The following is a 26,365-nucleotide window of genomic DNA, read 5'->3' on the forward strand; positions in this document are numbered from 1 at the left end:
GGTCGTGCGGGGCGACGGAACGTCAGCGCAGGATCGTCTTGATCTCGAGGAACTCTTCGAGACCGAACACTCCACCCTCCCGGCCGATGCCGGACTGCTTGTAACCGCCGAACGGGGCGTCGGTGTTGAATGCTCCCCCGTTGATGTAGACCTGACCCGTCCGAATCCGGCGCGCCACCGACTCGGCACGCTGCGCGTCGGCGGACCACACGCCTCCGGACAGGCCGTACTCGCTGCTGTTCGCGATGCGCACGGCGTCGTCCTCATCGCGGTAACCCATGATGGACAGGACGGGCCCGAAGATCTCCTCGCGGGCGATCGTCATCTCTTCGGTCACTCCGGAGAAGATCGTGGGGCCGACGAAGTAGCCGGTGCCGAGCCCGGTATCACGGCCGTCGAGCACCAGTTCTGCGCCTTCGGCGACGCCCGTGTCGATGTACGCCCGCACACGCGCCTGCTGCGTCGAACTCACGAGCGGCCCGAGTTTCGACGCGGCGTCGCCCGGGTGTCCGACGGTGAATTTCCGTGCCACCTGCTCGGCGAGCGCGGCGACTTCCGGCATCCGCTCGGCCGGGACCAGCATGCGGGTCAGAGCCGTGCAGGTCTGGCCGGAGTTAAGGAAGCACTTGCTCACCCCTCTGCGACGGCCGTGGCGAGATCCGCATCGTCGAGGATGATGTTGGCGGACTTGCCGCCCAGTTCGAGCGCGACCTTCTTCACCGTCTCCGCCGCGACCGCCGCGACCGCCGCGACCCGCTTACCGGCGCGGGTCGAACCGGTGAACGACACCATGTCGACGTCGGGGTGCGCCGCGATGGCCTCACCGACGACCGGACCGTATCCGCTCACCACGTTGAAGACACCGGGCGGCAGACCGGCATCGTCCGCGATGTCGACGAGTGCGTAGGTCACCAGCGGCGCCACCTCGGTCGGCTTGAGAACCACGGTGCACCCGGCCGCGAGTGCCGCGAAAACCTTCAGGACCACCTGGTGCAGCGGGTAGTTCCACGGCGTGATCGCGCCGACGACCCCGATCGGTTCACGCACCACGAGTGCGTTGCCGATCTGCCGGTCGTCGAACTCGTAGTCCGCGGCCAGTGCCGCATAGCTCGCGATGTTCTTCAGTGGCATACCCACCTGGACCGCGGCGGCGAGCCTCGTCGGCATCCCCATGTCCTGGGAGACGATCGCGGTCAGGTCCGCGGCGCGCTCGTTCGCAAGGTCGGAGATCTTCTCGAGGTAGGCGCCGCGCGCCGCACCGCTGAGCGAGGACCACGCGGGAAATGCCGCCCTGGCTGCCGCCACGGCCCGATCGACGTCGCCGGCGGTTCCTTCGGCCACCTCGGCGATGACCTCTTCCGTTGCGGGGTCGCGCACCTCGATGCGCCCGGTCCCGTCCGACGCCACCCACTGTCCGTCGATGTAGATCTGCGTGCGGTCCAGAATGTCGGTCATGCGCGCCTCCCGTGTGTGTCGTGCGTCTCTCCCGCCGCAGCGTATCGAAGGAAGTCGTGTCGGTGGGTCGACTGTTCGAGGGGATCGGTGCCCGCTCCACTGCCGGGAGCATCCGGGGTGAGCGGACCGATGTGATGCACGACGCCGAACACGCCGTTAACACGTAGGCTACAATCGGTTCGCTGCTCGCGCGCTCCACCGTCGCATCGCTCGGCACATCCGGACAACGTCGTCTGCTTTTCATCACCGTCTCCGGCAGAGCTCTGTGCGATAGCGGATCAGTGCGAATCTTCGCCTCCCCCTTCGTGTCCCTCGCGGTCGGACGACTTCGCACTCGATCCGCCGAGGAGGGCCTTCCGTTGACGAACGCCGACAACACCGGGCTGTACGACAGCAGTCTCGACAAGAGCAGCTGCGGCGTAGGTTTCATCACCCGCAAAGATGGCGTGCAAACCCACGACATCCTCACTCGTGGACACGAGGCTCTCTGCGTGGTCCCGCACCGCGGCGGCATGTCCGCCGAGGGCGTCGGCGACGGGGGCGGCGTCAACGTGGACCTGTCGGTGGAATTCTTCTCCGCGATCGCCGAAACACCGCTGCAGCAAGATCATTTCGGTGTCGGCAACTTCTTTCTGCCCTCCGATGTCGCGGCGCGCGTGGCTGCCGAAGACCTGATCTCGTCGGCGCTCGCCCACGCCGGAATTCCGGTTCTGGCGGTGCGCGACATCCCGGTCGACGACAGCGTGCTGCGCGCTGCCGCAGTCCGGTACCAACTGCCCATCCGGCAGTGGATCTTCACCCGGCCCGGTACCTGCGCATCGGTTGACGAGTTCGACCGCCTCCTGCACGACGTACTCCTCGACGTCGAGGCACGCGCCTACACCGACCCGGATCTCGCGGGGATGTATCCGCTTTCGCTCAGTTGCCGAACCCAGGTTCTCAAGGGACGCTTGAACTCTCATGAGGTCATCCCCTACTTCCGGGACCTGACGGACCCGCGGCATTCGGTGCACACCTTGTTCTTCCACACGCGGTTCTCCACCAATACGGACCCGCACCCGACGATGGCGCAACCGTTCCGGCTCATGGCCCACAACGGCGAACTGAACACCGACCGCAAGAATCGCTTGTTCGAGGGTGCGCTCGCTCGGGCGATGGGCCGCGACATCGTCCGGCCGCCCGGCCAGTCCGACAGTTGCCGTTTCGACCAGACTCTCGCGTCCCGGATCGCATTCGACCGCCTCGACCTGGTCACCGCTGTCGTGCAGATGATGCCCCCTGCGTGGGAGAACGACACCACCTTGTCCCCGCAGGTACGCGCGATGCTCGAGTTCTTTTCCCTCTACGAGGAGAAGAACGACGGTCCGGCGGCGCTGATCTTCGGTAACGGCACCGTGGTCGGCGCGCGTCTCGACCGCCTCGGCCTGCGCCCGCTGCGGACCGTCGAGACCGACGACTACCTCGCCGTGACGTCGGAGGCCGGTCAGTTCGATTTCGCGCCCGGCACGGTGCTGCGCCGCGGACGCATCGAAGCCGGCGGCATGCTGTACTTCGACCATCGCATCCGACGCTCGTACGACACCGTCGAAGCCCTCGAACTACTTGCCGCCGAACGTGATTACTCGATCCTGGTGGATGCCGCACGACGTGAGATCGACGCGCTCCCGCCCGTCCCCGCAGAAAAGGCGGGATCACCGTTGCGCTACAACGGCGATCTCGGGCGGCACCAGCGCTACGTCTCGTACGCACTCAACCAGGAGTCGTTCCGGTTCATGCTCGACCCGATGCTCGCATCGGGTCAGGAGCGAATCTCCGCAATGGGGTACGGCAACGCCATCAACGCCCTGTCCGATCAGGAAGGCGGTGTCGCCAAATACTTCTCGCAGCGCTTCGCGCAGGTGACGAACCCCTCGCTCGATTCCATCCGTGAGGCCGACGGTATGACGCTGCGCGTCGCGCTGGGGGCACGCCCCGGCAGCGGCGCACCGTCGTCGACCGCGACCCAGATCGTGGTGCCCACCCCGATCCTCACCCACCTCGAGATGCTCCGGATCCGGGAGCAGACCGACACCCCGGTGCGGCGTTTCGAGATGCTCTACACCCCGGTCTTCGACGACACGAAGGCCAACGCCGCCCAACTCGCTGCGGCGATCGACCGGGTCGCCGACCGCATCGCCGATTTCGCGCGGGAATCCGGCGGTATCGCAGTCCTCACCGACCGGCACGTCGCCACCGACCGCGCCGCGCTGCCGATGATTCTCGCGATCGCCGCGGTCAACCAGCGGCTCATCGACGACGGACTGCGCCTACGCGTGTCGGTGATCGTCGAGTCCGGTCAGCTGTGCTCCTCGCACCACATCGCCGCGACCCTCGGTTTCGGCGCTGCCGCGGTGTACCCGCTCACCGTGCAGATGCGCGCGGAGGAGAGGTACGGCGACGAGGCCGACCTCGCCTTTCTGAAGTTCCGCAAGGCCGCCGAGAAGTCGCTCATGAAGACGATGGGCCGGGTCGGACTGTGCACCGTCGAGTCGTACATCGGCGGCGAGTTCTTCGAGCCCAGCTACCTCGACACCGACGACGAGGTGCTCCGCCGCTGGTTCCCGAACGTGGCCACCCCGGTGGGAGGCGTCGGATTCACCACCGTCGCCCAAGCCGTAGCCGACTGGCATCGACGCGCACTGACCGTCGATACCGAGGCGGACGTTCCTCTCCTCGGCCTGTTCAAGGAACGCGCCGAAGGGGCGGGACACTCGTTCGGCACCACCGCCGTGCGCGGATTCGTCGACATGACCGAAGAACCCCTCGCCGTGCCCGCCGTGCGCGAGGCCGAGCCGGACCTGACGGACTCGCTGCGCCTGTTGCCGCTGCACCGCCTCTCCGACGCACACGGTCTCGACGACGAGGCGTACCGCTACGGCGGTTTCCGGGCACTGACCCACGACGAAATCGACTCCTTCGAGATCACCCCCGGTTACCGCGCATTCGCGCGGACCATGGCAGAGGAGCGCTCCCGCCGCCCCGCCGCGTTGCGCGACGTTCTCGCCCTGCCGTCCGACATCACCTACGCGGTCACCACCGACGACTTCCACAAGGAGCTGGGGCGGTTCTCGCGGTACGGCAACAACTCGATGCGCGTGCGTGGCCTGGCCGCGGCACGCGTGGGCGAGAACGAGTTCGTGCTCCGGCTGACCGGACCGCTCGCCGACGACCACACCCGGCCCGCAGCGCTCGGCCGGTCGCTCGTCGCCCGGTTCGGCGACGCCATCGTCTCGCACCGCTGCTACGGCGACACTCTCACCGTGCACGCGGTGGGTGACGCGGCCGACTATCTGAGTCTGGTCCGTCAGGCTCCGGCGGCGGTGCGTCTCGACCAGGTGCAGCCCGCACACGAGATCACCCGCGCCCTCGCCTCGGGCGCGATGAGCCACGGCGCCTTGAACTCCAACGCGCACGAAGCCGTCGCGCACGGAACCAACATGGTCGGCGGCATGTCGAACTGCGGCGAAGGGGGCGAACACATCTCGCGCTACGGCACGATTCGCGGTTCCCGCATCAAGCAGTTCGCGTCGGGCCGCTTCGGTGTCTGGGCCGGATACCTCGCCGATCCGATGCTCGAGGAAATCGAGATCAAGATCGCGCAGGGTGCCAAACCCGGTGAGGGAGGCCAGCTTCCCGCGAAGAAGGTCACCGTCGAGATCGCGGCCGCCCGTGGTGCGACCCCGGGCGTCGAACTGATCTCGCCTCCGCCGCACCACGACACGTACTCCATCGAGGACCTCGCGCAACTCATCCACGACTGCAAGGCCGCCCGGGTGCGCGTCGTCGTCAAGCTGGTGTCCTCGGAAGGAATCGGCACGATCGCTGTGGGCGTGGCCAAAGCCGGTGCCGATGTCATCAACGTCGCGGGCAACACCGGCGGCACCGGTGCCGCCTCGGTGACGTCCCTGAAGTACGCGGGCCGGTCCGCGGAGATCGGCGTGGCCGAAGTTCATCAGGCCCTGACCGCGAACGGCCTGCGGGACAAGGTCGTGCTCCGGTGTTCGGGTGCGCACCAGACGGCATCGGACGTCATCGTCTCCGCGATGCTGGGAGCCGACAGCTTCGAGTTCGGCACCACCGCACTGATGATGCTCGGATGCGTCATGGCGAAGAACTGCAACGTCAAGTGCCCCGCCGGACTGACCACCAATCCCGAGGTCTTCGACGGTGACCCGCGCGCGATGGCGCAGTACCTGCTCAACATCGCCCACGAGACGCGAGAAGTGCTCGCCCGGCTGGGCCTGCGCTCGCTGCGCGATGCCCGTGGCCGCGCCGACCTGCTGCACCTGCTCGATCACCCGTCGAGCATCGGGCAGCTCGACCTGCGCGCCATGCTGACGGTCCTGCCCGAGGTTCGCGTCGAGAACCCCGTCTACCTGGAGAAGGACTACGCGCTCGACGACGCGTGGGTGGTCCGGCTGCGGGAGGCCCTGATCGAGGCACGCGACAGCACCGTGGCCCTCGGCGACGGGGTCCGCCTGACGAACAACAACAAGAGCGTCGGCGCGCAGTTGGCGATCGACATCGAGCGGATGCTCAACCACGACGATCTCGGTGACCTCCCGTCCGTGCTGCGCGACGAGCGCGGACGCGGGTGGTTGCGCGACGGCACCGTCACCGTGACCACCACCGGATCGGCGGGCCTGTCGTACGGGGCGTTCTGCAACGACGGTATGCACCTCGAGCACATCGGTACCGCGAACGACGGTGTCGGCAAGGGTCAGTGCGGCGGGCAGATCGTCCTGCGCTCCCCCGGCGGCGGCTGCGACGAGCGCGGCGGCAACGTACTCATCGGCAATTTCGCCCTGTTCGGGGCGACGGGTGGCCGATTGTTCGTCGAAGGCGAGGCCGGCGATCGTTTCGCAGTCCGCAATTCCGGTGCGACGGCCGTGGTCGAAGGTGTCGGAGATTTCGCCTGCGAGTACATGACCAACGGTGCGGTGCTCAACCTCGGCGGATTCGGCAAGGGACTCGGCAACGGCATGTCCGGCGGTTTCGTCTACCAGTACGACCCGGACGGACTGCTGCCCGCCAAGGCCAGCGCCGACTCGATCCTGCTCGGGTCCCTCACCGGAGACGATCCGCAGGCCGCGCTCCACAACGCCGCGGTGCTTCGGCTGCTGCACCTGCACGTCGAGTCGACCGGATCCGCGAAAGCGCGGTTCCTGCTGGATAACTGGCAGGTCGAGCAACACCACTTCGCGTACGGGATGCCGCGCGCGTTGCTGCAGTACCAGGACGCCGACGAGATCCTCGCCGCCGCGTCGCGCAGGGAACTCGCCTCGGAGGTTGCGTCCGCGTTGGTGGCACACCAGGTTCGCAAATTCAAGGACAGCTACCGCTCGGGTGCGCCCGTCGCCGGTGGACAGACCCCGTCGGGCACCGATACCGAAACGATGTATGCGCTGCTGAACAACTACACGGTGCTCGCCGCCGCGCAGGAGATGGCGTTGCAGAAGGTTCCGGGCGCGTCGGACGTCTCGGATCCGGCGGTGCAGAAAGCTGCACGCAATCTTCTGCTCACCGAGGATTTCTTCCTCGTCGCGAAGCTCGAACGGTACGCACTCGCCGCGATCGCCGATCACACCGACGAGCAACTGGCGGTGCTGGTCGCCGACAAGCGACTCGGCGACTACAAGCAGGCGCTCGCACTGCGCAATGTCCGTTCGGTCGACGCCCCCGGAACATACGGCTGGATTCTCCTGCAGAGCCGCAAGAATCTGGACGCGATCGGTCGCCTGCCCGGCTACGAAGAACTGTTCGCGCGTCACGCCGTGCCGAACGTCCTCGCCCCCACGATGGGAGTCCCCGCATGACAACTCCTTTCATCCCCCTCGATGCGCCGTTCACCGACGACCAGCGGTCCTGGCTCGCCGGCTTCCTCGCCGGTATGCAGACCCGGCTGTTCTCCGGTGGTCCCGCCGACGACGCCGGAACCGCCGGTGCGGCGCCCGTGCTGCATGTGCTCTACGGCTCGCAGACGGGCAACGCCGAAGCCGTGGCCGAGGACGCCGCCGCCGCGGCGCGCACGCACGGGTTCGCACCCGTGGTGTGCGGCCTCGACGATATGGATCTCGACCGGTTCGCCGCGCTCGGGCACGTCCTGATCGTCACCTCCACGTACGGCGAAGGCGAGATGCCCGACAACGCGGAGTTGTTCTGGGACGCGCTGTCTGCGGAGTCGGCTCCGCGGCTCGAGCGCATGAACTTCGCGGTCCTCGCGCTCGGCGACACCGGCTACGACGGCTTCTGCCAGGCCGGGAAACTCCTAGACACCCGCCTCGAACAACTCGGAGCGCAGCGCATCGTTCCGCGTGTCGACTGCGACGTCGATTTCGAGGATGCCGCCGCCGCGTGGATCAGTGAGACGATGCCGCTCGTCGCGGCGGTTGAGGGAATCGTGGGGCCGGGTTCGCCCGCCGCACCTGCACCGACGGCACCGGCACGTCCGAAGTCGCAGTGGACTCGCAAGAACCCGTACCCCGCGACGCTCACGACCAACAGGGTGCTGTCGGGGGCGGGCTCCGCGAAGGAGATCCGGCACTACGAGTTCGCGCTCGGCGAGTCGGGCATCGAGTACGAGGCCGGCGACGCGCTGAACGTCGTTCCACTCAACGACACTGCCCTGGTGCAGGCGCTGCTCGACCGGTTGCGGCTCGACGGTTCCGTCGTACCCGCCGGCTTCGACAGCACCCTCGCGCATCTACTCACCTACGACTTCGAGATCACCGCGCCGTCGGTCGACCTGCTCGAGGAAATCGAGAAGCGCACCCGCAACGAGGAATTGACGTACGTGCTGCGGCACGGCGACAAGACCGCACTCGACGAATGGCTCTGGGGCCGCGACATTCTCGATGTGCTGCTGCTCGAACCCGCACCGGAACTCTCGGCCGAGGAGTTCCTGTCGCTGCTGCGGCCGCTGCAGCACCGCGCGTACTCGATCTCGTCGAGTCCGAGCGCGTGCGACGGTTCCGTGCACCTGACGGTCGCGTCGGTGCGGTACGGCGACGACGACCGTGAACGCCACGGGGTGTGCTCCACCTACCTCGCGGACCGCGTCGGGGACGGCACCGTCGGCGTCTTCGTCACGAAGAACAAGGCGTTCCGTGTCCCGTCCGACGACACCGCACCGATGATCATGGTCGGGCCGGGCACCGGCATCGCCCCGTTCCGCGGGTTCCTCCAGGAGCGACGCGCTCGCGGCGCGACCGGAAAGAACTGGCTGTTCTTCGGCGATCAGCGCCGCGACTGTGACTACATCTACGAGGACGAACTCGCCGAGTTCACAGCGTCTGGAGTGCTCACTCGACTGGACCTCGCGTTCTCCCGCGACCAGGCCGAGAAGATCTACGTGCAGACCCGCATGACAGAACACGGTGCAGAGCTGTTCGCGTGGCTCGAGGAAGGCGGCCACTTCTACATCTGTGGTGACGCCTCCCGCATGGCGAAGGATGTCGACGCCGCGCTCCACGCGATCGTCGCCGAGCACGGTGGGATGAGCCCGGAGCAGGCCGCCGAGTACGTCACCGCCCTCAAACGGGAGAAGCGGTACGTGCGCGACGTCTACTGACTCCGAGACGGATCAGTGGACGGACTCGATCAGTTCCCGGGTCGTCGGCGGTTCGGGGGTACGGGTCGCCGACCTGGAGCTAACGGCGGTGAACACCACCCCGGACGCGAACAGCGACAGCCCCGCGCCGAGCGCCACCCAGGTGGCGGCCGAGTGCCCGCCGGCATCGGCGAGCTCGCCGCCGACCCAGTTCCCGATCGAGGTGCCCAAGGTGATCCCGGCGCTGAGCAACGTCATGACGAGTCCGAGTCGCCGTGCCGGCGTGTACTCGCCCGCCACCCTGAAAATCGTCACCAGGACCGGACCGATCGGCGCGCCGATGAGAAACAGGACAACGGCCATCTGCCACGGCGCGTTCGGCAGCCACAGCAAGGCCAGTGCGGGAACGAGCAGCACCGCACACCCGATCCACCGCACCGGGACGGTCAGGCGTCCACTCCACCTGGAAACGCTCAAGGCCGCTGCGCCGGACGCAAGTCCGAGCGCGGCGTAGATGAGTCCGCCGCTACCGGGATGTCCGGTCTCGTCGGCGAAGACGGTCGTGATGGTGGCGAGCGAACCGAAAATCGTTCCGATACCGAGCATTCCGGTCAGCAGAATTGCTACGGGACCCCACGACACTGCGGCGGGTCCGGTTTCCCGCGCGCTGCCGCCGACCGTTTCGGACCGGTGCACGGGCGCCGCGAATCGGGCGCTGGGGTGTACTGCGAACCAGGGGACGACGACAACGGTCAGGGCAATCAGGACGTACAACGGTGCGGCAGCACCGAACATCGCGGCGATGATGCCGACCGCCGCGGGGCCGAGGACGAATCCGAGTTCGTCCATGGTTCCCTCGTACCCCTGGGCTTCTTCCACCGCATCGTCCGCGCCGCGCGCGGACAAGCCGCGGATCCAGCGCACGCGGGTCATCGGACCGCATTGCGGAACGACGAGACCGGCGACGAACGCGGCAGCCAGCAGGCCCGGCGGTAACGCCTCGCCTGCGCCGTGGGAACTTCCGGCGGCGAGCACGGCGACTACTGCGGCCACGTAGACGACGGTCGAGACGAGCAGCGTCGGCCGCTGGCCCCACCGATCGGAGGCCATACCGGACAGCGGTGCCCCGACCGCGACACCCACGCCGGTGACCGCCGCAGCGATACCCGCGGCGGCGAAGTCGGACGACGAGGCGACGACATAGGTGAGAACGCCGAGCACCAGCATGGACAGCGGTAGCCGGGCCAGCGCCGAGACCGGAAAGTAGGCCGACCCGACCAGATCGTGCATGACACGGAAATGCGAGGGGGCGGAGGGTGAACTGCGGGACATCGATACCTTTTCGGGACTTTTCTGCGTGCACAAACAGATGCACGGCGTCCCGACCTCCCGCCGTGCCCGACCCGAAGCAACCCGAGAATTCTACAGGAAAGACCGAGTTTCTTCGAACACGCACGATCGTGCCGCCCGGCGCGGGATCCCGGTGCCGATTCGTCCGTCGGATACGAACCCGCATCGGCACCGACCGGCGTGACGCCGTCCTCGTTGTGCCAGATGTCCGAATCATGCGTTCTCGTCACATCATTCGCATCGAGAGGTCCGCGTGAAACATGTCCGAGTGTTCAGTCGGGCAGGTAGGGTCGAATGATCTTCCACGTCGGAGGGAACTGCATGGACGTCTCGGCAATGCACATGAGCGACGGCCTGATCAACGCACCGACATCGGCTGTGTTCTTCGTGATCGCCGCGCTCGGGCTCGCGGTGGCCCTGCCCCGCGCACGACGGGAACTCGACGAAAGAACCGCTCCCCTCGCCGGTCTCGTCGCCGCGTTCGTGTTCGCCCTCCAGATGATCAACTTCCCGGTGCTTCCCGGCGTCAGCGGGCACGTCCTCGGAGGTGCCCTCGCCGCGATCCTCGTCGGTCCGGCAACAGCCACACTCTGCCTGACGGTCGTGCTCGTCGTGCAGGCCCTTCTCTTCGCCGACGGAGGGCTCACCGCACTCGGAACCAACGTCACCAACATGGCGTTGCTGGGAGTCGCCGCCGGGTACGGGACCGCCGTCGCCTTGCGTCCGCTGCTGCGCCGATCCTCGGGCGTCGCGGTGCTCGGCGTCGTGTCCTTCGTAGCCGCTCTGGTCGCCACGGTGGTCGCGGCATCGGGTTTCCTGGTCGAATACGCCGCCGGCGGTACCGCGGGTTCGATCGGGACCATCGCGCCGTTCCTGCTCGGCGTCCATGTCCTCATCGGCATGGGTGAAGGAGTGATCACGGCCGTGACGGTGATGGCGGTGGCACGAGCGCGCCCCGACCTGGTCTATCTCCTCCGGCCGTTGCGTCAAGGTGATCGGAGTCCGGTATGAGCCGAAAAGCCGTTCTGATCGTGCTGAGTGCGGCGGTACTGCTCCTCGCCGGATTGGTGTCGTCGTTCGCCGACCCGAATCCCGACGGGCTCGAAGCCGCGACCGTGCGCGGCTGCGAGGTCGCCGAGAGCGATACGAGCGAGTCCCTTGCCGGTGACTGTCCCGCGATCGGCGCCACCGACCACGCATTGGCAACCAGCCCGCTCGCCGACTACACCGTCGCCGAACGGGACGGGACCACCGGCGTGGCAGGGATCGTCGGCGCGGTCGCCACACTGGTGTTCGCAGCGGGGTTGTTCATGGTGCTGGCGCGCCGCCGGAAGCCCGCCCGGACCGACGCGCCCCTCGGAAAAACCGGGCCGTGAGCACCCCGACGATCGACAGCGGCGCGGCCGGGGTCACCGCGTCGGCCCGCAGGCTCCCCACCGAGGTGAAGATTGTCGGTGCGGTCGTCTTCACGTTCGTAGTGGTCGCGACACCCCGCGAAGCGATGTGGGCGTTCGCGTTGTACTTTTCGATCGTCGCGGCGGTCTGCGTCGCTGCTCGCATCCGTCTGTCGTGGCTGTTGCCCCGCATGTCCATCGAACTGCCGTTCCTGGTGCTCGCGGTGCTGCTCCCGTTCGCGGAGTCCGGGACACGCGTGGAGTGGCTGGGGCTGTCCCTGTCGGTCCCCGGCCTGTATGCGGCATGGGGCATCGTGGTCAAGGGCACCCTGGGAGTGCTCGCGTCCCTCATCCTCGCCGCGACCACACCGGTCCAGGATCTGCCCGGCGGTCTGACACGGTTGCACGTCCCGCCGCTCATCACCACCGTGGTCCTGCTGATGCTGCGCTATGCCACGCTGCTCGCCGCCGAAGCGAAAAGTATGGACATCGCCCGGCGTTCCCGAGGCGACGATCCGCGGATGCTCCACCGTATCGGTGCGACGGCACGCGGTGTCGGGTCGTTGTTCGTGCGCGCGTACGAACGCGGCGAGCGGGTGCACTGGGCGATGCTCTCGCGGGGTTTCACCGGTGCCGTGCCCGCCACGGGATCGGCGGCGACCCGGACGGCATGGGCATTCGGCCTGATGCCCGCGGCACTCGCCGGTGCGGTGTGCGCGGCAGCGTGGGGCGGGGTATGAGCGCGCCCCCCGCGGTCGAACTCGAAGCAGTGCAGCACGTGTATCCGGACGGCCGCCACGCGCTGCGCGGTATCGACCTCGCAGTGGAACCCGGGGAGCGGGTTGCCGTGCTCGGTCCCAACGGGTCGGGCAAAACCACCCTCATGCTGCACCTCAACGGCGTCCTGGCTCCGTCGTCCGGGACCGTACGAATCGGCGGAACGACCGTGACGCGCAGTACGCTGCGCGGAATTCGCAGCCGCGTCGGTCTTGTGTTCCAGAACCCCGACGACCAGCTCTTCATGCCCACCGTCTCGCAAGATGTGGCGTTCGGGCCCGCCAACTTCGGGGTGTCCGAACCGGAACTCGGCTCCCGGGTGCAGTCGGCGCTCGAGGCGGTGGGGATGGAGGAACACGCGGGGCGCACGACGATGCACCTCTCCGCCGGGCAGCAGCGGCGAGTGGCTCTCGCCACGGTGCTGTCCTGCCGGCCCGAGGTACTCGTGCTCGACGAACCTTCCAACGACCTAGACCCGGTGTCCCGGCGGGAGCTGGCCGAGGTACTGCTCGGCCTCGGCACCACGATGCTGGTCGTCACCCACGACCTGCCCTACGCCGCGCAACTGTGCACCCGCGCGGTGATCCTCAACGACGGGCGCCTCGCCGCGGACGGACCGATCGAGACGATCCTCTCCGACTCCGGTCTGCTCGCGCAGAACCGGCTCGAGCTCCCGTGGGGATTCAGCCTGACGCAGTCGGCGACACACACGCTCGGCGGGGAATGAACCACGGCGATCACCTCAGGAACGCTCTGTGCGGTGGCGGTGCGCGTGCGAATGGCCTGCCTCCTCGTGCGTGGCCCCGATGGAATGGAGGAGTTCGTGCACCGTTGTGTCCGCGAGCCGGTACCGCACCAGTCGTCCTTCCCGCTCCGCGGTGACCCAGCCACGATTTCGTAGCAGGCGCAGCGCGTGGGAGACGGCGGTCCCGGTCATCTCGAGAGCCGCGGCAAGATCGGTGACGCAGATCCCCGGGGCATGGTGCAGGCACATCAGCAACCGCAGCCGGTTGACGTCGGACAACAGTTCGAAGCGATCCGCCCACCGCCCGATGTCCGGTGTCCGGAGGGCGGCGGCCGCCCGGCGCACATCGTCGGAGTCGAACACCGCGTCCACCGTCATGCACCGAGTGTACGAAGCTCTGTTCTCTCACGACTGCACATCGCCCGATAGGCCGCTCCGCCAACTCGATTGACCAGGGGCAATATTCGGCCGTGAGCTGGGGACAACCCGCTTAGACTGTGCTCAGGCCACCCGAGGAGCACGCCGATGCCCGATCGCACCGCAGCACGCAGCCGGCAAGCGCCCGTCGCCGACAGCCCCGATCGAATCCGCAATGTCGCGCTCGTCGGGTGCACCGGCACCGGGAAAACCACCCTCGCCGAGTCGCTGGCGGCCGCGACGGGTGCGGTGGGACGCGCCGGGCGGGTCGCCGAGGGGACCACGGTGTCCGACTACGAGGAGATCGAGCAGAGACATCAGCGGTCGGTGCAGTTGACGGTGCTCGCGCTCGAATGGAAGGGCATCAAGATCAATCTGATCGACACACCGGGTCACCCCGATTTCGACGCCGAAGTCCGCGCGGGCTTGCACGCTGCCGACGCCGCGATCTTCGTCGTCTCGTCGACCGACCCGATCTCCGCCGCGACCCGCGCATTGTGGCGCGAGTGCGACGAGGAGAACATTCCCCGCGCGATCGTCGTGAACAAATTGGATATCGCCCGGCGCAGTTACGACGACGTCCTCTCCGAATGCCACGACGCGTTCGGCCTCGGCCCGGACACGCTGCGCGCACTGTTCTACCCCGTCTACGACGGTGACCGGCCGGTCGGCTCGATGGGATTGCTGACCGGACGCCGCTACGGCGAACCGGGCCCGTCCCCCGTGTCCGAGGACGTACGCGAAGCGCTGGTGGAGGCCATCTCGGGGCAGGACGACACGCTCATGGAGCGGTTCATCGCGGGCGAACAACTCGACACCGCCTCGCTCGAGGAAGGGCTGACGCGCGAATTCCTTTCCTGCGCGCTACATCCCGCGGTTCCCGCCACAGAATACGGGGTGGGTGCCGTCGAGTTGCTCGAGCTGATCACCACGGGTTTCCCCGACCCCACCCAGCGGTCGCGCGGTGCGCCTGCGTGCGACCCGGACGCGGATCTGGTGGCTCAGGTCGTCCGCGTCGCGGGAGATTCGTATGTCGGCCGGATCAGCCTGGTGCGCGTCTACGCGGGCACGCTCCGTCCCGATTCGATCCTCGTGCTCACCGGTGGCGATCGCGAGTCGCGCGAACGGGTCCCCTCGCTGTCGAGCCCCTTCGGCAAACAGCAACGACCCGTCGGAGAGGCCGTCGCGGGAGACCTGGTGTCGGTCGGAAAACTCGCGACCGCACAGCCCGGCGACGTGCTGCACGAGCCGGATCACCCTGCCCACCTGGATATGTGGCCGACCCCGACACCGCTGTTGCCCGTCGCGATCGAGGCGCACACCCGCACCGACGACGACAAGTTGTCGCAGGCATTGTCGCGGCTCGCGGCGGAAGATCCGGGCGTGCGCGTCGAGCACAATCCCGACACCAACCAGATCGTGCTGTGGTGCACGGGTGAAGCACACGCTGAACTGGTGCTCGACCGCCTCCGCACCCGGCACGGAGTCCAGGTCGACCCCGTGGAATACGCCGTGGCGCTCCGCGAAACCTTCGCGACGCCCGCGCCCGGGCACGGGCGGCTCGTCAAACAATCCGGCGGGCACGGCCAGTACGCGGTGGTCGACATCGAAGTCGAGCCTTTGCCGATGGGAAGCGGGGTGGTCTTCGCCGAACGCGTGGTCGGCGGCGCGGTCCCCCGGCAGTTCATCCCGTCGGTCGAGAAGGGTGTGTACGCACAGGCCGAGAAGGGGGTCGCCTCGGTCGGGTGCCCCCTTGTCGACGTGCAGGTCACGCTCGTCGACGGCAAGGCTCACTCGGTGGACTCTTCCGACGCCGCATTCCAGGCCGCCGCGGGGCTCGCGTTGCGAGATGCGGCGACGCACAGCACGGTCCGCATTCTCGAGCCGGTGGCTGCGGTCCGCGTCATCGTGCCGGAGGAGTTCCTCGGTGCGGTGCTCGGCGACCTCTCGTCACGGCGCGGCCGCGTCCTGGGCACCGAATCTCCCGAACCGGGAACAGCCCTGCTGCGCGCGGAGGTTCCCGAAATCGAGCTGAGCCGCTACCCCGTCGAACTGCGGGCCATCACTCAGGGCACCGCCCAGTTCGCGCGCATGTACCTCCGTCACGAGCCGATGCCGGACAACCTCGCTGCGCGTGTGACCTCGTCGTCGGCGAGCTGAATCAGGGACGTTCGCGCGTTACCTCGTTCAACCTGCCCGTGGCGACGTCGAAGACGAATCCCCGGAGTGATGTCGGTTCGGTGACGAACGGGCTCACCTCGATCCGGCGGAGCGACTGACGCACGTCTTCCTCGGGGTCGCGGAACGTTTCCGGGGCCCACTGCGGCCGGATCCCGGTGTCCCGCTCGAGGGCGTGGGTGAATTCGCCGTCGGTGAAGGTCAGCATGCCGCAGTCGGTGTGGTGGATGAGCACGATCTCCTCGGTGCCGAGCAGTCGCCGGCTGATGGCGAGCGAACGGATCACATCGTCGGTCACCGCGCCGCCGGCATTGCGGATCACGTGTGCCTCCCCTTCCGCTATGCCCAGGGCGCGGTACACGTCGAGCCGCGCATCCATGCACGCCACGATGGCGATGTGTTTGCTCGGCGGCAACGGCAGGGGGCCGGTGAACCCGGCCGCGTACGACTTGTTGTTGTCCAGATATTCGTCGGTGACTGTCACGCGCTCATCTCCACGTCGTCGGGCAAGGTCGAACCATCATCCTCCGATTTCACCCGCCCGGCCAGCGTGCCGATCGCCCTGATCCGAACCCGCCCCGGTTGTGGGATTCGCCTCGTATCGGTTTCGTCGACGAACACCCCGGGTACCGCAAGTGCTGTCCGGAGCACGGGCGCGGTTCCGTGCCGGGCGACTTCACGAAAGGACGGATTTCGATGGCTGAATCCGAGCGACCGGGCACTCCTGCCGACAACGACGACCTCACCGGCGAGAAGATATCGCGGCTGGTGGACGACATGGAAGAGCGCGTCGAAGCGGAGCACGAGCGGGAAGGCAAGGCCGGTAGCCGTTCGGATCGCGAGGAAACCGAGGCTGTCGAGCCCGACGACCAAGCGCCCGAGTAGCCCGCGTCCGCGACCCGTCTACGCCCGATCTACGGTCAGCCGTAGATCCGGGCGTAGAGGTCGCGGATCTCCTCCTCGGTGGGCACGAGCGGATTGTTGTTCGGCGATCCCGATGCCAGGGCCTGCTCCGCCATGAGGGGCACCAGGGAGTCCCAGTCGCGTTTGTCGATGCCGTAGGCACGAGGGGTCGGCACTTCGACATCGCGGCACAGTTCCGCCAGCGCGGCAACCAGATTATCCGCCGCGGTGGCATCGTGATCGCCGGGTGCGGCTACGCCGAGCGCCCGGGCACAGTCCGCATACCGGGATTCGGCCGCCCGAACCGAGAAGGCCGTCACCGCAGGAAACAGCATCGCGTTCGACAAACCGTGTGCTACGTGGAAATGCGCGCCGATCGGCCGGCTCATCCCGTGGACGAGGGCGACGCTGGAGTTCGAGAACGCGATCCCGGCCTGGGTGGCCGCGAGCATCATCTGCTCCCGGGCGTCCTCGTCGGTGCCGTTCGCGTAGACGCGGCGCAGAACTCTCCCGATGGTCTCGATCGCGGCGAGGGCCAACGTGTCCGAAAACGGATTGGACTTCTTGCTGACGTACGCCTCGATCGCGTGGGTGAGCGCGTCGACCCCGGTGTCGGCAGTCAGTCGCGGAGGCATCGTCAACGTCAGCCGGTAATCGACCACGGCCGCGATCGGCAGGAATGCCGCGCCCGGGCACAGCATCTTCTCGTTGGTGACACTATCGCTGATCACCGTGAACTGCGTTGCCTCCGAACCACTCCCGGCGGTCGTCGGGACCGCGACGACAGGTAGCGCCGGGCCGCTGTTGATGCGGGGGGCCTTGTAGTCGCTCATCTGGCCACCGTGGACGGCCAGCAACCCGAGCGCCTTGGCTGTGTCCATCGGACTACCGCCGCCGAAACCGATCACGCAGTCCGCGTCGTGGGCGGCGACTGCCTCGAGACCCGCGACGAGGGAGTCGGTGGTGGGATCGGGAACAGTATCGGCGAACACCGCCGCGGCGAGTCCGGCCGCGCCGAGGCGCGACACCATGCGATCCACTGCGCCGGTCCCGACCATGAACCGGTCGGTCACCACGAGCGGCCGGGACAGCCCCAGCCCGGCCACCACCTCACCGATCTCGTCGACGGCGCCTCCGCCGATGCGCATCACGCGGGGAAGAGCAATGGGTGCGGCCACGTGGGTCCCTTCGTCACAATTCGGTCCGAAGGATGTCTACCCCAACGACAGGGCCCGAGTCACTCCTCGACGAGAAACTGCGCGTAGTCGTTCTCGGCGCCGGACCGGTGGCGGTCGTCGTCCGCACCCGCCCATGCGGTGCGCAAGGCGAGGCGTACGAGGTCCTGCGACCGGTACCCGGGCCAGCCGTGCAGGATCCGCTGCCATTGCGCGGGCACCGCCGACGCACCCCACCGTGCGCCGAGCAACCCGCCGGCGATCGCCGCGGTGGTATCGGTGTCATGTCCGGCACGTACGGCGAGTTCGAGCGCCTGGGGAAGATGAGCGGGGCCGGTCGCGTCGGCATGGCACACGGCCCACCAGGCGGTCTGCAGCGCGTGCACCACCCACCCGTTGTTGTCGAAGACCCGCGGGTCGGAGGCCGTGCGGGCGTCGTCGAGCAAAGTCGACCAACGCCGCGGCGCATCCCCCGGCAGCAGTTCCAGACCGGCGTCGACGCCGTCGAACGTGCCGTGGAGGACCGCGTGCCGAATCGCGAACGACCACAGCATGCATGCCTCGATGGCCTCGGGATCGTGGTGCGTGAGACGGCTGATGTCGCGGGCTGCAGCGACGCACCGCTCGGCGTCAGCGAGGTAGGCAATCCCCACGGGCGCGGTCCGCATGAGCGACCCGTTGCCGCCCTTCCGTCCCGGGAGGGCGCGCGCTCGCTCCGTCATCGACGCGGCGGTCGGCTGCGCTGTACTCAGCACCGCGCGGGTCTGATTTCCGATGTCCTTGGGTCCGGACGCGTACCAACGTGTGAACCCGGCGGCGACGGCGTCGAGTCCTTCGCCGGCACCGATGTCGGCCCCGGTCGCGGAAACCTCGGCGATCGCGAGCGCCATGGACGTGTCGTCCGTCCACTCGCCGGGGGCGAACGGCCCGAGGCCCCCGCCGATCATGCGGATCGGAGTCTCCGGCGTGGGATAGGTGAATTCGTACCCGGCGCCGAGCGCGTCCCCTGCCGCGGTGGCGAGCAGGACCCCTGCCGCCCGGTCGTTCTGTGCTGTCGTCAGCCTCATGCCATCTCCCCTTCGATCAATTCTGCGCAAATGTTAGCGCACATTTGATTGAATAGATAGATGCAGGTCTGGACAGATCACGGAGGCAAGGCACTCACCGACTATCCGCGCCCGTCCGTGGCGGTGGACGTCGCGGTACTCACCGTCGACGAGACACTGAAAGTGTTGGTCATCGAACGCCCCGACGGCACTTCGGCGCTTCCCGGGACGTTTCTCCGTCCCGGAGAACGGCTCGCCGACGCGGCACGCCGGGCTCTGCGCGACAAGGCCGCCCTCGCCGGCATCGAATTCCACCAGCTGGCGATGCTCGACGACCCCGACCGCGACGACCGGGGATGGGTGCTGTCGATGGCGCACGGCGCGGCCGTTCCAGTCTCCGAGATCCCGGCCGACGCGCGACTCGCTCCCGTCACCGACACCGCCGATCTCGCGTTCGACCACGCCACCATCGTCGAACTCGCCGTCGACGACCTGCGAGCGCGTTATTCGGCGGCGGTGGACCCGGCGCGGTTCCTCGGCGAGGAGTTCACCGTCCTCGACCTACGGCGTCTGTACGAAGTGGTGTTCGGCCGTCGCTATCCGAAGGACACGTTCCGTCGGCACCTGCTGCACGGCCTGGCGCCCACCGGCGAACTCCGCCGGGAGGGCACCGGGCGCCCGGCCGAAATCTACCGGCGACGCAACGCCGCGCTGCCGCCCGCGACCACCGCATTCCTGCTGCAGTGACATTCCTGCTGCAGCGACGTGCGCGTGTCAGGACACCAACGCCCTCGCGATCGCCGCGCCGAGAGCGATATTGCCCTGGTACGCAGCGATATTCGTCTCGAGCGTACGGCCGTCCGTCGCACGGTGCATGTGCTCGAGCAGGAACGGAGTGAGGCTCTTTCCGCGAAGCCCCCAGCCCGCTGCCTCACGCTCCGCCTCGACGAGGACACGGTCGTGCAACTCCGGGTCCACCTGAGCCGACGCGTCAACAGGATTGCCCACCACCACCGCCGAACGGAGCCCGAGAGCGTCGCGGGCGCGGGCGAGCGCTGCCGCGTCTTCGGGTGAAGTGATGTCGTCGACGACGCAGCCACTGTCCCGTACGTAGAACCCGGGGAACCGGACGGTGCGGTACCCGACGACCACCACCCCGAGCGTTTCGAACCGTTCGAGAGTGGCCGGGACATCGAGTACCGATTTGACACCGGCGCTCACGACGAGAATCGGGATCGACGCCAGCGCAGCGATATCCGCGCTTTCGTCGAAGGTGGTGGCGGCGCCTCGATGTACGCCGCCGAGCCCGCCGGTGGCGAATACTTCGATCCCGGCGCGATGCGCGAGAAACGCGGTCGCGGCGACCGTCGTGCCGCCGTGCCACCGCTTGACCGCGGCCATCGGAAGGTCGCGTATCCCGACCTTCACCACCTCGCTCTCGGCGTCTCCGAGTGCGACGATCTGATCTTCGGAGAGGCCGACGGTGGGGACCCCGTCGACCACGCCCACGGTTGCCGGGACGACGCCCGCGTCACGCAATTGTTGCTCGGCGGCCAGTGCGACCGCCACGTTTCGAGGCCGGGTCAGGCCGTGCGTGAAGATGGTCGATTCGAGCGCAACTACGGGGCGACGTTCGGCCAGCGCCTCACGCACGGCTCCGGACACCACGATCGGTTCGCTCATACGCCCGAGACTAACGGCCGGGCCGCGTGCAAGCCCGTGTCCTGCACCCTCACGCAGCGTCGCGGCGACGGCGTCCCAGACGCGCGAGCACGCGGGTCGCCCGGTCCGCGCCGGCCGGTGCTCGGACACCCGCTACGCAGACACCGTCCAGATAGAGTTCGTCGCCGAACACGTCTGCCCCGGCCTCGACTCTGTCGAGTTCGGTATCGGTGAAGGTGTCGTCGAGTCCGGCGGCGGTGGCGATGTCCCACCGGTGCACGATCATGTCCCAGGTGTAGAACAGATCGAACTCGTCCCCGATCGTCGCAGGTCCGTAGTATCCGTCGAACGCGGTGTCCATGGCGGCCTTGTCCGCGACGATGTCGGCGACTCGCGCAGTGTGTTCTCGCCACGCGCGTGAAGGATCGTCCAGGGACGCCTGTTCGCCGAGATCGAATCCGTGGTCGGCGAAGAACTCCCGCTGACTGCCGATGATGTGGTTCAGGACGTCCTTCGCCGTCCATCCCTCGCACGGCGACGCGCTGTCCCAGGCCTCCGGCCCCAGGAAACTCACCACCGAGGTGAGAGGCAGCGCCGCGTCCGTGTGTCGGCCGGCTGTTGTATCCATGCTGCGACGCTATTCCCTGTCCGGGCCGGAACGGTGCGGAATACGACGACGCGCGCCCAATCTTTCGTTCACACCAGGTCGGCTCGGCGGCGCCCCAGGCGCGCGAGCACTCGAGTCGACCGGTCGGCGCCCTCCGGTGCCTCGACACCCGGTGCGCACACCCCGTCCATGTAGAGCGAGTCGCCGAAACTGTCTGCTCCGGCCTCGATCCGCTCGAGTTCGGCGTCGGTGAACGCCTCCTCGAGGCCCGCGCTCGTGGCGAGGTCCCATCGATGCACGATCATGTCCCAGATGTAGAACTGGTCGAAGGTCGCTCCGATGGTTGTGGGTCCGAAGTACCCGTCGTAGGGCGTGTTCACGAGGGTGTCGTCCGCGACGATGTCCGCCACCCGGGCGTTGTGCTTCTGCCATGCGCCGGCCGGGTCGTCGAGGGAGGGCCGATCACCGAAGTCGAGGTCGCGGCCGGTGAAGAATTCGCGCTGGGTTTCGATGATGTGACTCAGGACGTCGCGCGCGGTCCACCCCTCGCACGGTGACGGGCGGTCCCAGTCCTCGGCCTTCAACGCGCCCACGACCGCGCCGAGTCGCTGTTCTGCTTCACTGTGTCGGATCGCTGTTGTATTCATGGGTGCGACGCTATCGATCGCCCAGTGCGAGGTATTGATGAAATCCGACACCGGGAAATCCGACTCCGGAAACCCAGACGACGGTGAGCCGATCGAGCGTGCGCACCTGAAACACCCGAACGACACAACGCACACCATCTTCCGATACCCGGCAGCCCCCGATCTGGGCGACGTGGTCCGGCGCTACTGGATTCCCGTGTGGCGGGTGCCTCCGGGGCGGGACGCCCCCCAGCAAGTGCTTCGGTATCCCGTATGCCTGGTCGTGATCACCGAGGACTACGCCCGCTTCTACGGTGTCGAGTCCGGTTTGTCGACGACCGTCCTGACGGGTGAGGGCTGGGCCGCCGGTGTCATGCTCACCCCCGCGGCGGGTGCCCTGGTGGCCGGTGGGCCACTCCCCTCCTTCACCGACCGGATCGTGGAGGTGCCGGAGGTCCTCGGTGACGCGGGTGTCCACGTCGTCGAGCAGGTACGCGAGGTGATGCGCCGCGATCCGCGGTCCCCCGACGCACACCGCGCGGCGATGGGCATCTACGACGAGGCCTTCCGGCGCTACCTCCCGGTCGACGACGAGGGCCGGCTCGTCAACCGCGTCGTAGCGTTCGTGGAGGACAATCCGGACGTGCTGCGCGTGGAACAGGTACGCAACGAGTTCGGACTCTCCGAACGCGCGCTGCAGCGACTCGTCCACCGGCGCATCGGACTTACCCCGAAATGGCTGATCCAGCGGCGGCGACTACAGGAGGCCGCGGGCCGCCTGCGCGAGAAGTCCGGTTCGCTGTCCGAGGTCGCCGCAGTCCTCGGGTACGCCGACCAACCGCATTTCGTACGCGACTTCAAGAACGCCGTGGGCGTGACGCCCGGCGCGTTCGCCGATCGTTACGCTCCGGACCGTCCTCCGCAGGGATGACGGACATACCGAAGTCCCATTGCGTGCATCACCTACAGGGGCGCGGGTACGGTCGGCGAGATTTCCAGGCGTGCAATATGGCCGGCGCCGTCGAGCGATTTCCGCCGTACCGACGTAGTCGTGTCCGTCATCGGTGACGTGGGCGTCGCGGGCGAACAGTGGTGTCGCAGCGGTGCGGTCCTCACCGGCGGCAAGAGTGAGGTAGGCGCGCACGACATCCGGGCACTCGAGCATCACGGCATCGGTCATGGCGGTTCCTTCCGGATCGAGTCGCGACGACACTCGATTCCGTTCCCGCCGAGCCACATCTGGCTTCTCGCGGGGTAGTCGCGTAGAGAAGTCCTCATGGATCCGCACCGCACCGACGAGTTCGCGCTGCTTCCCGAGAACGCCACGGAACTGGGCCTCGAACTCCCCGTACCGCCGACCGTGCGGCGAGTGCGCACCGAACACGACGGCGGGCACACCAGTGCACTGCTGTGGGGCGACGCCTCTCCCCGCATCGTGTTCCTGCACGGCGGAGCCCAGAACGCACACACATGGGACTCGGTGATCCTCGCGCTCGGGGTGCCCGCGCTCGCCGTCGATCTCCCCGGTCACGGCCACTCCTCCTGGCGCGACGACGGCGACTACTCGCCGTGGCCGAACGCCGAAGCGGTGGCGCACGCGGTCCGCCGCTGGGTGCCTCGCCCGGAGGCCGTGGTCGGCATGTCGCTCGGGGGGTTGACCGCCCTCCGGCTCGGCTCCCTCGCACCCGAACTCGTGCGCCGCACGGTCCTCGTCGACGTCACCCCGGCATCGTTCCGGCGGCACCAGGGCATGACCGAGAATCAACGCGGGGCCGTCGCGCTCGCCGCGGGACCGGCAGTCTTCGACACGTTCGACGAGATCGTCGCCCTCACGGCGGCAGCGGCGCCACACCGGTCGCCGTCGTCGGTCCGGCGCGGCGTCGTCCACAACACGCGGCAGCGTGCCGACGGACGATGGGAGTGGCGCTACGACCGAATGCGCACCATGCGCGACTTCACCCCGTTGTGGGACGACCTCGCGGCACTAAACGGACCCGTCTCGCTGGTGCGCGGTGGCGCCTCGGCCTACGTCACCGAAGAGGACGTCGACGAGGCACGTCGACGCGTACCAGGACTGGATGTGCACGTCGTGCCGGGCTCCGGACATTCCGTACAGAGCGACGCGCCCCGGGAACTCGCGCGCATCCTGCGGGACATTCTCTGACCGTTCAGCCGAACGCGACCACATCGAGCCACGAATCCAGCAGCGCGGCATCGCCGAACACCTCGACCTCGGCGTCGGCGACTGCTCGTCGGCGATAAAGCACGAGCATCAGCTCGACCAACGGTCCCCGCACCGCCACCGCACTCTTCTCGTGCGCACGGCGCCAGATGAACTCGTCGCCAGTGAGGTCGACTACCCACTCCGCAAGCGAATCGGTCGCATGGAAATGGAGAGTGCTGTCGGGTCCGTGCAGCGCGCGACGCCGGTCGCTCATCCTCCGCGGCCACGTCACCACAGCAAGATCGAGCCACTCGTCGACGGCGTCGAGCGCGACATCGTGGCTGAGATCGAACCTCTCCCCCAGAGCCAGCGCGACATCAGCACGGTGCACCGCCGTCTCGTGGGTGAAGCGTCGTGCATAGAACTGCGGGGTCTGCGGGCCGACCGGCATCGGAGTCCAGACCGTCCGCTCGGGACCGGCCTCGCGCAGAGACGATTCCAGGTCGAGTGCGCCGGCAAGCAACCACGGCACCAACCGATCGGGATCTTCGTCGACGTACGAGGACAGCTCACGCATCGACGAGTCGTCCGGTGGCATCATCGCTCCGGTGCGCACCGCCTCGGCAGCCCAGCGGTGGCCGTATCCCACATGCCGAACCAGCTGTCCCACATTCCAGCCCGGACACGTCGGCACCGGGGTATTCATGTCCCGTCCCGGCAGCACCGAGCACAGCAACTCGGTCTGTGCGGTGATCTCCCCGCAGTACCTCGAATAGTCCAGCATCCCGACCCTCGTCCGTGTGCCCTTGCACGTACCGGTCCGAGAATCTCACGGTCCGCATCGATCGGGTCGCGACCCAGCCGAACGTCGACGAGTGCCGCAGACGCCAGCACAGTGCATTCATGACACCGTCTGGCATCGTCGAGGATGAAATGGAGCGGCAGACACCAGGCATCCCGCATGATTACGTTGTCAGATAACGATTTCCGTCCCGCGCGCGCGAAAGTCTCCCGCGCGGCAAGATGTGTTCACAGGAACCTGCCCGATCAGGAAGGACACTCATGAGCCGAGAGTCAGAGGTGCCGCTCGAGGCACTCTTCGGATCCAGCGGTATCGCGGCGCTCGCCACCCTGAAACACGACGGGCGGCCACAGCTCTCGAACATCGTCTACTCCTACGACCCCCGCGAGCGGACGTTCTCGGTCTCGATCACCGACACCCGCGCGAAGACCCGGAACATGCGGCGGGACCCGCGCGTGAGCGTGTTCGTCGACTCTCGGGACGGCTGGTCGTACGCCGTAGCCGAAGGACACGCCGAATTGTCCGATGTGGCAGCCGATCCCCACGACACCACCGTCGATGAGCTCGTCGCGCTGTACCGAGCGGTGCAGGGCGATCACCCCGACTGGGATGAGTTCCGGGATGCCATGGTCGACGAGGGACGTCTGCTGTTGCGGGTGCGGGTCGAACGGTTCTACGGCATCGCCCGCTGACGACGCTCCTCAGTGCCGTGCCGGGCCACGGGCTTTCGCGGCGCGGGCCGCATCGGCGAATGCCTGCATCGTCGGGAATTCGAGATCGTAGGCGTACTCGCCGGCGGGTGCCGGTGTCGCACCCCACCCCGGGCGGTCGTGGCGCCGGTTGATCCACACCGAGCGCAGGCCCCGCCGGGTGGCGGGGACATGATCGTGAAACAGCGACTGCGCCACGTGCAGGAGGCGCTCACGCGGAATCCCGAGTTCGGTGAGGGCGTCGTCGAGCGCCTCGAAGTGGTCGAGAGCAGGTTTGTACGCCTGCACGTCCTCGGCGGTGATGATCTTGTCGAACTCGACGCCGAGGCGCCCGTTGCTACCGGCGAAGCCGTCACGATGGACATTGGACAGGATGATCAGCGTGTAGTCCTCGGCCAGTGCCGCAAGGGCCTCGGCGGAATCCGGGAACGCCGGCCAGTCCGGAACGGATGCACCGAGCCGCGTCGCCCACTCGTCGGAGACTTCCGTGCCGAGTGCCGCGCCGGTACGGCGAAATGCCTCGGCGAGGATCGCGGAGTACAACGCCTCAGGAGTGTCGCGCTCGGCCTGCGCCTCGTTCTCGGCGTACGCGAGGAGCAATCCCTCGTCGGACAGTTCCAGTCCAGCTTCCTGCGCCCACGGGGCGAGGACGGCGGCGATGCCCGTCTCCCAGTCGATCAACGTGCCGTAGCAATCGAAACTCAACGCGTCGACCTCGGACAGATCCACGGCAGCTCTCCCATCATGCATGTCGCCGAAGTGTAGG

23 protein-coding genes and 1 pseudogene are annotated in these 26,365 nt (G+C 67.8%); 13 read left to right on the plus strand and 11 right to left on the minus strand.

Annotated features, from left to right (window positions below):
* Window positions 1–22: 22 nt before the first annotated feature.
* Window positions 23–1,455: pseudogene (locus ACFWU2_RS06305) on the minus strand (aldehyde dehydrogenase family protein).
* A 359-nt stretch (window positions 1,456–1,814) separates the two neighbouring features.
* On the opposite strand from ACFWU2_RS06305, the gene ACFWU2_RS06310 reads away from it, so the two are divergent.
* A complete protein-coding gene (locus ACFWU2_RS06310; protein ID WP_378602635.1) occupies window positions 1,815–7,310 on the plus strand; it encodes a glutamate synthase-related protein in 5,496 nt (1,831 codons plus the stop codon).
* Window positions 7,307–9,064, plus strand: coding sequence for a sulfite reductase subunit alpha (locus ACFWU2_RS06315; RefSeq protein WP_378602638.1), 1,758 nt, complete (start codon window positions 7,307–7,309; stop codon window positions 9,062–9,064). The genes ACFWU2_RS06310 and ACFWU2_RS06315 overlap by 4 nt, the downstream gene beginning before the upstream one ends.
* A gap of 12 nt (window positions 9,065–9,076) precedes the next feature.
* Here the strand turns inward: ACFWU2_RS06315 and ACFWU2_RS06320 are convergent, their stop codons facing one another.
* Complete coding sequence (locus ACFWU2_RS06320; protein WP_378602641.1) at window positions 9,077–10,333, minus strand: MFS transporter; 1,257 nt, start codon at window positions 10,331–10,333, stop codon at window positions 9,077–9,079.
* Between the two features lie 381 nt (window positions 10,334–10,714).
* Here ACFWU2_RS06320 and ACFWU2_RS06325 point away from each other — a divergent pair, with 381 nt between their 5' ends.
* Genes ACFWU2_RS06325 through ACFWU2_RS06340 form a run of 4 tightly spaced genes read left to right on the plus strand, consistent with a single transcriptional unit; the run spans window position 10,715 to window position 13,291 of the window.
* Complete coding sequence (locus ACFWU2_RS06325; protein WP_378602644.1) at window positions 10,715–11,404, plus strand: energy-coupling factor ABC transporter permease; 690 nt, start codon at window positions 10,715–10,717, stop codon at window positions 11,402–11,404.
* Complete coding sequence (locus tag ACFWU2_RS06330) at window positions 11,401–11,769, plus strand: PDGLE domain-containing protein (protein ID WP_378602647.1); 369 nt, start codon at window positions 11,401–11,403, stop codon at window positions 11,767–11,769. The genes ACFWU2_RS06325 and ACFWU2_RS06330 overlap by 4 nt, the downstream gene beginning before the upstream one ends.
* The gene (gene cbiQ, locus ACFWU2_RS06335; protein WP_378602650.1) at window positions 11,766–12,527 is read left to right on the plus strand and encodes a cobalt ECF transporter T component CbiQ; all 762 of its coding nucleotides are present in this window, start codon (window positions 11,766–11,768) and stop codon (window positions 12,525–12,527) included. Before ACFWU2_RS06330 ends, cbiQ begins: the two co-directional genes overlap by 4 nt.
* The gene (locus ACFWU2_RS06340) at window positions 12,524–13,291 is read left to right on the plus strand and encodes an energy-coupling factor ABC transporter ATP-binding protein (RefSeq protein WP_378602653.1); all 768 of its coding nucleotides are present in this window, start codon (window positions 12,524–12,526) and stop codon (window positions 13,289–13,291) included. The genes cbiQ and ACFWU2_RS06340 overlap by 4 nt, the downstream gene beginning before the upstream one ends.
* Window positions 13,292–13,306: 15 nt before the next feature.
* Here ACFWU2_RS06340 and ACFWU2_RS06345 read toward each other — a convergent pair whose 3' ends face one another.
* The gene (locus ACFWU2_RS06345; RefSeq protein WP_378602655.1) at window positions 13,307–13,687 is read right to left on the minus strand and encodes an ArsR/SmtB family transcription factor; all 381 of its coding nucleotides are present in this window, start codon (window positions 13,685–13,687) and stop codon (window positions 13,307–13,309) included.
* A 147-nt stretch (window positions 13,688–13,834) separates the two neighbouring features.
* On the opposite strand from ACFWU2_RS06345, the gene ACFWU2_RS06350 reads away from it, so the two are divergent.
* Window positions 13,835–15,886: an elongation factor G gene (locus tag ACFWU2_RS06350; protein WP_378602658.1), complete on the plus strand. Its 2,052-nt coding sequence runs from the start codon at window positions 13,835–13,837 to the stop codon at window positions 15,884–15,886.
* Window position 15,887: 1 nt separating this feature from the next.
* Here ACFWU2_RS06350 and ACFWU2_RS06355 read toward each other — a convergent pair whose 3' ends face one another.
* Window positions 15,888–16,388: a beta-class carbonic anhydrase gene (locus ACFWU2_RS06355; protein WP_378602660.1), complete on the minus strand. Its 501-nt coding sequence runs from the start codon at window positions 16,386–16,388 to the stop codon at window positions 15,888–15,890.
* Between the two features lie 212 nt (window positions 16,389–16,600).
* Between ACFWU2_RS06355 and ACFWU2_RS06360 the strand changes: the two genes are divergently transcribed.
* Complete coding sequence (locus ACFWU2_RS06360; RefSeq protein ID WP_378602662.1) at window positions 16,601–16,789, plus strand: hypothetical protein; 189 nt, start codon at window positions 16,601–16,603, stop codon at window positions 16,787–16,789.
* A 35-nt stretch (window positions 16,790–16,824) separates the two neighbouring features.
* Here the strand turns inward: ACFWU2_RS06360 and ACFWU2_RS06365 are convergent, their stop codons facing one another.
* Both ACFWU2_RS06365 and ACFWU2_RS06370 read right to left on the minus strand, forming a co-directional pair.
* A complete protein-coding gene (locus ACFWU2_RS06365) occupies window positions 16,825–17,985 on the minus strand; it encodes an iron-containing alcohol dehydrogenase (protein ID WP_378602664.1) in 1,161 nt (386 codons plus the stop codon).
* 59 nt (window positions 17,986–18,044) lie between these two features.
* Window positions 18,045–19,049, minus strand: a complete 1,005-nt coding sequence (locus ACFWU2_RS06370; RefSeq protein WP_378602666.1) for an ADP-ribosylglycohydrolase family protein — start codon at window positions 19,047–19,049, stop codon at window positions 18,045–18,047.
* Between the two features lie 60 nt (window positions 19,050–19,109).
* Here ACFWU2_RS06370 and ACFWU2_RS06375 point away from each other — a divergent pair, with 60 nt between their 5' ends.
* Window positions 19,110–19,775: an NUDIX domain-containing protein gene (locus ACFWU2_RS06375; RefSeq protein ID WP_378602669.1), complete on the plus strand. Its 666-nt coding sequence runs from the start codon at window positions 19,110–19,112 to the stop codon at window positions 19,773–19,775.
* A 27-nt stretch (window positions 19,776–19,802) separates the two neighbouring features.
* Here ACFWU2_RS06375 and ACFWU2_RS06380 read toward each other — a convergent pair whose 3' ends face one another.
* From ACFWU2_RS06380 to ACFWU2_RS06390, 3 genes are all read right to left on the minus strand, one after another.
* Window positions 19,803–20,711 carry a pseudouridine-5'-phosphate glycosidase gene (locus ACFWU2_RS06380; RefSeq protein WP_378602672.1) on the minus strand — a complete coding sequence of 303 codons (909 nt, stop codon included), beginning with the start codon at window positions 20,709–20,711 and terminating at the stop codon, window positions 19,803–19,805.
* 49 nt (window positions 20,712–20,760) lie between these two features.
* Entirely contained in the window at window positions 20,761–21,318 is a 558-nt protein-coding gene (locus ACFWU2_RS06385; protein WP_378602675.1) for a maleylpyruvate isomerase family mycothiol-dependent enzyme, read from the minus strand.
* A gap of 68 nt (window positions 21,319–21,386) precedes the next feature.
* A complete protein-coding gene (locus ACFWU2_RS06390; RefSeq protein ID WP_378602678.1) occupies window positions 21,387–21,944 on the minus strand; it encodes a TIGR03086 family metal-binding protein in 558 nt (185 codons plus the stop codon).
* 37 nt (window positions 21,945–21,981) lie between these two features.
* Between ACFWU2_RS06390 and ACFWU2_RS06395 the strand changes: the two genes are divergently transcribed.
* The 3 genes from ACFWU2_RS06395 to ACFWU2_RS06405 all read left to right on the plus strand — a co-directional run bounded on the left by ACFWU2_RS06395 (window position 21,982) and on the right by ACFWU2_RS06405 (window position 24,087).
* Window positions 21,982–22,854 carry a helix-turn-helix domain-containing protein gene (locus tag ACFWU2_RS06395; RefSeq protein ID WP_378602681.1) on the plus strand — a complete coding sequence of 291 codons (873 nt, stop codon included), beginning with the start codon at window positions 21,982–21,984 and terminating at the stop codon, window positions 22,852–22,854.
* A 120-nt stretch (window positions 22,855–22,974) separates the two neighbouring features.
* Window positions 22,975–23,181 carry a hypothetical protein gene (locus ACFWU2_RS06400; RefSeq protein ID WP_378602686.1) on the plus strand — a complete coding sequence of 69 codons (207 nt, stop codon included), beginning with the start codon at window positions 22,975–22,977 and terminating at the stop codon, window positions 23,179–23,181.
* 18 nt (window positions 23,182–23,199) lie between these two features.
* On the plus strand, window positions 23,200–24,087 hold the full coding sequence (locus tag ACFWU2_RS06405; RefSeq protein WP_378602689.1) for an alpha/beta fold hydrolase: 888 nt from the start codon (window positions 23,200–23,202) through the stop codon (window positions 24,085–24,087).
* Between the two features lie 4 nt (window positions 24,088–24,091).
* Here ACFWU2_RS06405 and ACFWU2_RS06410 read toward each other — a convergent pair whose 3' ends face one another.
* Window positions 24,092–24,871: a maleylpyruvate isomerase family mycothiol-dependent enzyme gene (locus ACFWU2_RS06410; RefSeq protein ID WP_378602692.1), complete on the minus strand. Its 780-nt coding sequence runs from the start codon at window positions 24,869–24,871 to the stop codon at window positions 24,092–24,094.
* A gap of 278 nt (window positions 24,872–25,149) precedes the next feature.
* Here ACFWU2_RS06410 and ACFWU2_RS06415 point away from each other — a divergent pair, with 278 nt between their 5' ends.
* Window positions 25,150–25,581, plus strand: coding sequence for a PPOX class F420-dependent oxidoreductase (locus ACFWU2_RS06415; RefSeq protein WP_378602695.1), 432 nt, complete (start codon window positions 25,150–25,152; stop codon window positions 25,579–25,581).
* Window positions 25,582–25,590: 9 nt separating this feature from the next.
* Here the strand turns inward: ACFWU2_RS06415 and ACFWU2_RS06420 are convergent, their stop codons facing one another.
* On the minus strand, window positions 25,591–26,349 hold the full coding sequence (locus ACFWU2_RS06420; protein ID WP_378602698.1) for a haloacid dehalogenase type II: 759 nt from the start codon (window positions 26,347–26,349) through the stop codon (window positions 25,591–25,593).
* Between the last annotated feature and the right edge of the window lie 16 nt (window positions 26,350–26,365).

The sequence above is a fragment of the Rhodococcus sp. NPDC058639 genome (assembly GCF_042717545.1).
Taxonomy (GTDB): domain Bacteria; phylum Actinomycetota; class Actinomycetes; order Mycobacteriales; family Mycobacteriaceae; genus Rhodococcus.